Origin of the sequence: Bradyrhizobium sp. UFLA01-814 (assembly GCF_046718885.1) — a bacterium.
Lineage (GTDB): Bacteria > Pseudomonadota > Alphaproteobacteria > Rhizobiales > Xanthobacteraceae > Bradyrhizobium > Bradyrhizobium elkanii.
The window spans coordinates 23,635-30,640 of record NZ_JAQOSR010000113.1; the positions used below are offsets into that span (position 1 = coordinate 23,635).

Consider the following 7,006-nt stretch of genomic DNA (forward strand, 5'->3'; position numbering starts at 1 on the left):
TCCTTCATAGCTCATGTGTCCACCGTCATTCCGGACGCCGCGAAGCGGCGATCCGGAATCTCGAGATTCCGGGTTCGTGCTTCGCACGCCCCGGAATGACGGCGGTGGGGCCATGCTATGCTTCATTCGTCACCCCTTTGAAACCCCATGACCCTTCCCGCCGCTCTCATCGCAACGCCCGTCGATGCCGAACGCGCGGCCGAGCTGCGGCGCGTCAAGTGGCTGGCGACCGGCGTGCTGGCGGCAACCTTCATCATCTTCATCGCAGCGAAGGCGCTGCTGCCGGTGCATCCGGTGTTCGGCTTCATCGCGGCATTTGCCGAGGCCGCGACCATCGGCGGGCTCGCCGACTGGTATGCCGTCGTCGCGTTGTTCAAGCGGCCGCTCGGCCTGCCGATCCCGCACACCGCGATCATCCAGAGCAATCAGGCGCGCATCGCCGAAAAGCTCGGCGAGTTCATCGAGAACAATTTCCTGGAATCCGGGCCGGTCGAGGCCAAGCTGCGCGAGATCGATTTCGGTTCGTTCATCGCCGACTGGCTGCGCGACCGCAAACGTTCGGAGGATCTCGCCCGCTTCGTGCTGCGGATGCTGCCCGAGGCATTCGCGGCGACCGAGAGCTCGGGGCTGATGCAATTCATCAGCCGTCGCGTCACGACGCAGGTGCTCTCGATCGACCTCGCGCCGCTTGCGGCCGGCGCGCTGCGCGGCTTCGTGCAGGAGGGCAAGCATGGCGGCCTGCTCGACGACATCCTGCGCGTGCTGCACCAGACGCTGACGCAGCAGGAGACCATGGCCGTGATCCGCGACAAGGTCCGCGCCGAGATGCCGACGCTCTTGAGGCTCTATCGCGCCGACAAGTTCGTGGTGAATCGGATCATCGCTTCCGCCACGAAATTCTTCGAGGAAGTGCGCAACGATCCGCAGCACCCGTTCCGCGGCGAGTTCGACCGCATGCTGCTGTCCTTTGTCGACCGGCTCGGCAGCGACAAGGCGTTCGCCGATCGCATCGACGGTCTCAAGCGCGATTTGATGGCGCGGCCGGAGCTGGCCAATCTCGGGCGCACCATCTGGGCCAACGTCAAGGACTTCATCGAACGCAGCGCCTCGGGCGAGTCGCAGGTGCTGCAGCATCAGCTGGCGCGAATGTTGGTCGAGGCCGGCGACGCGCTTGACGGCGACGCCGACCTGCGCGGCGAGATCAATCAGGGCCTGGTGGCCATCCTGCGCACCGTCGTCGCCGAGCAGAAGAGCGGCGTCTCGGGCTTCATCGCCGACCAGATGAAGAGCTGGGACATGGAGCAGCTGATCTCTCTGATCGAGGTCAATGTCGGCAAGGACCTGCAATACATCCGCTTCAACGGCGCGCTGATCGGCGGACTTGCCGGCCTCGCGCTTTACACCCTGGAGTACACGCTGCGGCTGCTGTGACCGATTGGGCACGAACGTCACTTTAGTTGTGGCAAGTGTGACCTGGGCCGCTTGCACGAAAGTGTCCGGTTCCCTAGCTTTTCAGGACAGATTGTTGCGTTGCGGAACGATTCCGCCGGGTTTGCGTCAATTCCGTTGACCCATTCTCGTTGGTGCCATTGCCGGCGGCCCTGCCGGAAGAGGAGCTGAAATGTCCGTTGCTGCGCAGACGCTACGCCCGCCGTCCAGGACGCTGATGTTTCTGGAAGGCCGCGCCATTCATGAGCTCGGCGCCTTTCTCGGTGCATTGCCGCTGCTCAGCCTCGCGCCGCGCGGCGATGGGCATCCGGTGCTGGTGCTGCCGGGGCTGATTGCCTCCGACATGTCGACCCGGCCGCTGCGCGACTTTCTCAGGAGCAAGGGCTACGCCGTCAGCGGCTGGCGCCAGGGCCGCAATCTCGGGCTTCGCGCCGGCGTGCAGGACGGGATGGTCGAGCTGCTGCAGGAGATGAATGAGACCACCGGCCGCAAGGTCTCGGTGGTCGGCTGGAGCCTCGGCGGCCTCTATGCGCGCCAGCTCGCCAAGATGATGCCGGAGCGCGTGCGCCAGGTGATCACGCTCGGCAGCCCGTTTGCCGCCGGCCCGAAGTCGACCAACGCGTGGCGCGTCTACGAGATGGCCAGCGGCCGCCGCGCCGACGAAGAGGACCAGCGTTTCGGCGGCTCGCTCGCCAGCGCGCCGCCGGTGCCGACCACCGCGATCTTCAGCCGCACCGATGGCGTCTGCGCCTGGCAGGGCTGCCGCGAGCAGTCCTCGTCGATGACCGACAGCATCGAGGTCGAGAGCAGCCATTGCGGCATGGGTCATCACCCGGCCGTGGTCTACGCGGTCGCCGATCGCCTCGCGCAGAAGGAAGGCGAGTGGGCGCCGTTCGATCGCAGCGGCTGGCGCAGCATCGTTTATCCCGATCCGAATCGCTGAGATCGCCTCCACGTCCATGGTTCGAGACGCGCGGCGTTGCCGCGCTCCTCACCATGAGGACCAAAGCCAGACCTCATCCTGAGGAGCGGCCTTTTGGCCGCGTCTCGAAGGATGCAGCCCGGCTGCTGGCTCGAACATTGTCGTGAATCGACAAAACGCGCTATGCGTTGCGCATGCCCCAGCCGCTTGCCCGCATCGTCGATCAGCTGAAGCGCGAGCCGTCACGCACGGGCTCGATCATCATCACCGTGTTCGGCGATTCCATCGTGCCGCGCGGCGGCTCGGTGTGGCTCGGAACGCTGCTCGAATTCTTCAAGTCGCTCGACATCGACGGCAATGTGGTGCGCACCGCGATGTCGCGGCTCGCCGCCGACGGCTGGCTCGAACGCAACAAGGTCGGCCGCAACAGCTTCTATCGGCTCAACGCCAGGGGCCGGCAGACCTTCGACACCGCGACGCGGCACATCTACGATCCGCCGCCGTCGGACTGGACCGGCCGCTTCGAGCTGCTGTTGATCGGCAATGCCGAGGATCGCGACGCCGCGCGCGAGGCATTGAAGAATGCCGGCTTCGGCAGCCCGCTGCCCGGCGTGTGGGTCGCGCCGTCGGGCGTGCCGATCCCCGTTGAGGCGTCGAGCGCGATCCGGCTCGAAGTCTCGGCGGAAGACGACAGCGGGCGCCGGTTGCTCAGCGAAAGCTGGCCGCTCGACCGCACCGCGGATGCCTATCTGAAGTTCATGAAGACGTTCGAGCCGCTGCACGGCTCCATCATCCGCGGCGAGCAGCTGAGCGACGCCGACGCCTTCACCGCGCGCATTCTCTTGATCCACCATTACCGCCGTGTCGTGCTGCGCGATCCGCTGCTGCCGTATCAGCTGCTGCCGAAGGATTGGCCGGGCAGGGCCGCGCGCAAACTCTGCGGCGAGATCTATCGCGGGCTGCTTTCGCCATCGGAACAATGGCTTGACGACCATGCAACCAACGAGGACGGGCCGCTGCCGAAGCCCAACGGGGCGGTGGCGCGCCGTTTCGAGGGCGTCTGAACATATTACAAAAACTTGTTGCATTTGAAAATTTGTGTTATATATTCCTGCCTAACAACACATTGGGAGGTCGGCCATGTATACGCAGGCGCTCAACTCATCCGACGGCGACGATCGCGGCGTCGAGGATGTCGCCCGTGCCAGTCAGTTCCAGGCCCGCATCGATGCCGACGAGCGCATCGAGCCGAACGACTGGATGCCCGCCGCTTATCGCAAGACGCTGACGCGGCAGATTTCCCAGCACGCCCATTCCGAAATCGTCGGCATGCTCCCCGAGGGCAACTGGATCACCCGCGCGCCGTCGCTGCGCCGCAAGGCCGCGCTGCTTGCCAAGGTGCAGGACGAATGCGGCCACGGCCTCTATCTCTACGCCGCCGCCGAGACGCTCGGCACCTCGCGCGAAGAGCTGGTCGACGCGATGCTCTCGGGCAAGGCGAAATATTCCTCGATCTTCAACTATCCGACGCTGACCTGGGCCGATATCGGCACCATCGGCTGGCTGGTCGACGGCGCCGCGATCATGAACCAGATCCCGCTGTGCCGTTGCTCCTACGGCCCCTATGCGCGCGCGATGATCCGCGTCTGCAAGGAAGAGTCGTTCCACCAGCGCCAGGGCTTTGAGATCATGGTGACGCTGTGCCGCGGCACCCCGGAGCAGAAGGCGATGGCGCAGAACGCGCTCGATCGCTGGTGGTGGCCGGTGCTGATGATGTTCGGTCCGCCGGACCAGGTCAGCCAGCACAGCGACACCTCGACCAAATGGAAGATCAAGCGCTTCTCCAACGACGAGTTGCGCCAGAAATTCATCGACGCCACCGTGCCGCAGGCCGAGTTCCTCGGGCTGACCATCCCCGATCCCGGCATGAAGCAGAACGCGAACGGCAATTGGGAACACAGCCCGATCGACTGGGACGAGTTCAAGCAGGTGCTCGCCGGCAACGGTCCCTGCAACCGCGATCGTCTCGCCGCGCGTCGGAAGGCGCATGAGGAAGGCGCCTGGGTCCGCGAGGCCGCGATGGCCTATGCCGAGAAGCGCAAGAGCCGCCAGCTCGCGCAAGCCGCAGAATAAGGGAGCGCTAGAGATGGCCACACCGAACGTTCCGCTCTGGGAAGTCTTCATCCGCAGCCGCAATGGCCTCGCGCACAAGCATGTCGGCTCGCTGCACGCGGCCGACTCGACGCTCGCCCTGCAGGCCGCGCGCGACATCTACACCCGCCGCGGCGAGGGGCTGTCGATCTGGGTGGTGCCCTCGAACGCGATCACCGCGTCCGATCCGTCCGAGAAGGGCATGATGTTCGAGCCGGCGGAATCCAAGATCTACCGCCACCCGACCTTCTACGACGTCCCCGACGAAGTCGGGCATATGTGAGTTCACTCCCCCTCATGGTGAGGAGCGCGCAGCGCGTCTCGAACCAAGAGGCCCCGTGCAGTGACCGCGGCCCATCCTTCGAGAAGCGCCTTCGGCGCTCCTCAGGATGAGGCTCGAGTGTGTTGATACAGGATATGGGAACATGGCAACCGCCAACATCGAAGTTTCCGAAACGCCGCTGGTGCTCTACGCGCTGCGCCGCGCCGACGATGCGCTGATCCTCGGCCATCGGCTGTCCGAATGGTGCGGCCACGCGCCCGCGATGGAAGAGGATATGGCGCTCGCCAATATGGGGCTCGACCTGCTCGGTCAGGCCCGTGAGCTCTACAGCTACGCGGCCAAGGTCGAGGGCCGAGGCAACGACGAGGACAAGTTCGCCTATCTGCGCGACGTCAGGCAGTACCGCAACCTGCTGCTGGTCGAGCAGCCGAACGGCGACTTTGCCCGCACCATGGTGCGGCAGTTCTTCTACGCGGCATTCGCCGATCTCTACTGGCGCGCGATGATGGCCTCGTCCGATCCGACATTTGCCGCGATCGCGGCAAAATCGGAGAAGGAGAGCGCCTATCATGTCAGGCATTCGTCGGAATGGATCGTCCGGCTCGGCGACGGCACCGAGGAGAGCCACCGCCGCGCGCAGGGCGCGATCGACGATCTCTGGGCCTATACCGGCGAGATGTTCGCGGTCGACGATAGCGAGCGCGGCCTGATCGACGCCGGCATCGCGATCGATCCCGCGGCACTAAAGCCACACTGGCTGAAGACGGTTACGGGCATCGTCAACGAGGCGACACTGTCGCTGCCATCGGGCAACTGGATGCAGCAGGGCGGCCGCAGTGGCAGCCACAGCGAACATCTCGGCCATCTCCTCAGCGAGCTGCAATCGATGCAGCGGACCTTTCCGGGTGCGACATGGTGATCGTTGCGCTCAGCGATGCCGATCTGCGCCGGCGCGCCTGGAGCGCGGCCGCGCAGGTGGTCGATCCCGAGATTCCGGTGCTGACCATCGCCGATCTCGGCGTGCTGCGCGACGTCGCGGTCCACGACGGTCATGTCGAGGTCGCGATCACGCCGACCTATTCCGGCTGTCCCGCCATGAACATGATCGCGCTCGAGATCGAGCTCGCGCTGGAGCGTGAAGGCATTCATCGCCCGAAGGTCCGCACCGTGCTGTCGCCGGCCTGGACCACCGACTGGATGAGCGAGGACGGCCGCCGCAAGCTCAAGGAATACGGCATCGCGCCGCCGCTGCCGGGCTCCTCGCGCCGCGCGCTGTTCGGCGAGCAGGCGGTCGCGTGCCCGCAATGCGGGTCAGGCGATACCGAACTGCTCTCCGAGTTCGGCTCGACCTCCTGCAAGGCACTGTGGCGTTGCAGGAGTTGCCGTGAACCCTTCGACTACTTCAAGTGCCATTGACCATGTCGACACCACGATTCCACCGCCTGTCCGTCAGCGATCTGCGCCGCGAGGCGTCGGACGCGATCTCGATGACTTTTGCGATCCCCGACGATTTGCAAGGCGACTACCGCTTCACGCCGGGCCAGTATCTGACGCTGCGCACCACGATGGACGGCGAGGAAGTTCGCCGTTCCTATTCGATCTGTTCCGGTCCCGATGACGGTGAATTGCGCATCGCGGTGAAGAAGGTCGACGGCGGCGCATTCTCGAACTGGGCCGCCGACGAGCTGAAGGCCGGCGACGAGCTCGACGTGATGACGCCGACCGGCCGCTTCGGTGTCGCCCACGCGCCAGGCGAGGCGCGGACCTATGTCGGCTTCGCCGCCGGCAGCGGCATCACGCCGATCCTCTCGATCATCAAGGGCGTGCTGGCGCGCGAGCCGGACAGCCGCTTCTTCCTGTTCTACGGCAACCGCTCGACCGAAGGCGTCATGTTCCGCGAGGCGCTGGAGGAGCTGAAGGACCGCTTCATGCAGCGGCTCTCGGTATTCCACGTCATCTCGGGCGAGGAGCAGGACATTCCGATCCTGCACGGCCGGCTCGACGGCGAGAAGGTGCGGGTGCTGCTGCGCTCGCTGGTGCCGGCCGATACGGTCGATCACGTCTTCGTCTGCGGCCCGGCCGCGATGAGCGAGACCATCGAGGCGACTTGCCGCGAGATCGGCATCGCCGACGAGCGCATCCATGTCGAACGCTTCGTCTCGGAGTTCGGCGGCAAGCCGCGTCCGAAGGTCGTCGTTTCC

At 65.4% G+C, this 7,006-nt stretch carries 8 protein-coding genes; all 8 read left to right on the forward strand.

What is annotated here, in order from left to right:
- Positions 1–147: 147 nt before the first annotated feature.
- Entirely contained in the window at positions 148–1,431 is a 1,284-nt protein-coding gene (locus PMN64_RS28830; RefSeq protein ID WP_411783100.1) for a DUF445 domain-containing protein, read from the forward strand.
- Positions 1,432–1,621: 190 nt separating this feature from the next.
- Positions 1,622–2,392, forward strand: coding sequence for an esterase/lipase family protein (locus PMN64_RS28835; protein ID WP_411783101.1), 771 nt, complete (start codon positions 1,622–1,624; stop codon positions 2,390–2,392).
- 173 nt (positions 2,393–2,565) lie between these two features.
- Entirely contained in the window at positions 2,566–3,435 is an 870-nt protein-coding gene (paaX, locus tag PMN64_RS28840) for a phenylacetic acid degradation operon negative regulatory protein PaaX (protein ID WP_411783102.1), read from the forward strand.
- Between the two features lie 76 nt (positions 3,436–3,511).
- Positions 3,512–4,504, forward strand: coding sequence for a 1,2-phenylacetyl-CoA epoxidase subunit PaaA (paaA, locus tag PMN64_RS28845; protein ID WP_411783103.1), 993 nt, complete (start codon positions 3,512–3,514; stop codon positions 4,502–4,504).
- A 13-nt stretch (positions 4,505–4,517) separates the two neighbouring features.
- Complete coding sequence (paaB, locus tag PMN64_RS28850) at positions 4,518–4,805, forward strand: 1,2-phenylacetyl-CoA epoxidase subunit PaaB (RefSeq protein ID WP_024579339.1); 288 nt, start codon at positions 4,518–4,520, stop codon at positions 4,803–4,805.
- A 142-nt stretch (positions 4,806–4,947) separates the two neighbouring features.
- Positions 4,948–5,724 carry a 1,2-phenylacetyl-CoA epoxidase subunit PaaC gene (gene paaC, locus PMN64_RS28855; RefSeq protein WP_411783104.1) on the forward strand — a complete coding sequence of 259 codons (777 nt, stop codon included), beginning with the start codon at positions 4,948–4,950 and terminating at the stop codon, positions 5,722–5,724.
- Positions 5,718–6,221, forward strand: coding sequence for a 1,2-phenylacetyl-CoA epoxidase subunit PaaD (paaD, locus tag PMN64_RS28860; protein WP_411783105.1), 504 nt, complete (start codon positions 5,718–5,720; stop codon positions 6,219–6,221). Before paaC ends, paaD begins: the two co-directional genes overlap by 7 nt.
- Before the next feature lie 2 nt (positions 6,222–6,223).
- A partial coding sequence (locus tag PMN64_RS28865; RefSeq protein ID WP_411783106.1) for an FAD-binding oxidoreductase occupies positions 6,224–7,006 on the forward strand: 783 nt, incomplete at its 3' end.